Origin of the sequence: Streptomyces sp. URMC 124, assembly GCF_051386455.1 — a bacterium.
Classification (GTDB): Bacteria; Actinomycetota; Actinomycetes; order Streptomycetales; family Streptomycetaceae; genus Streptomyces.
This window is the reverse complement of the sequence record NZ_JBPQTS010000614.1, coordinates 1-244: the sequence shown is the minus strand read 5'-3', so window position 1 is coordinate 244 and position 244 is coordinate 1. Positions and strand designations below refer to the sequence as shown.

The window sequence follows — 244 nt, the reverse complement described above, 5'->3', positions numbered from 1 at the left end:
CTACAATCAACGCTGCTGTATGGAAAATTACATCAAAGAAGCGAAACAAGGCTTTTCCATCGATCGGATTGCAACCGGCGATTTCAAAGCAAATGAATTGGATTTGCTGATTAAGCTGCTGGCCTATAATTTGTTCGAGCGCTTTAAACGCAACGTTTGCGAACCGATGCATATCGGGTATACGATCGCCCGATTCCGTTTGGAATTCTTTCATTGCGCGGCGACGATTATTCGGCACAGTCGC

General features: G+C 45.5%; 1 protein-coding gene. It reads left to right on the top strand.

Features of this window, described 5'->3' with window-relative positions; genetic code table 11:
* Positions 1–244, top strand: a 244-nt coding sequence (locus tag ACSNOG_RS33890) for a transposase (RefSeq protein WP_436756501.1), incomplete at both ends; no start/stop codon positions are given.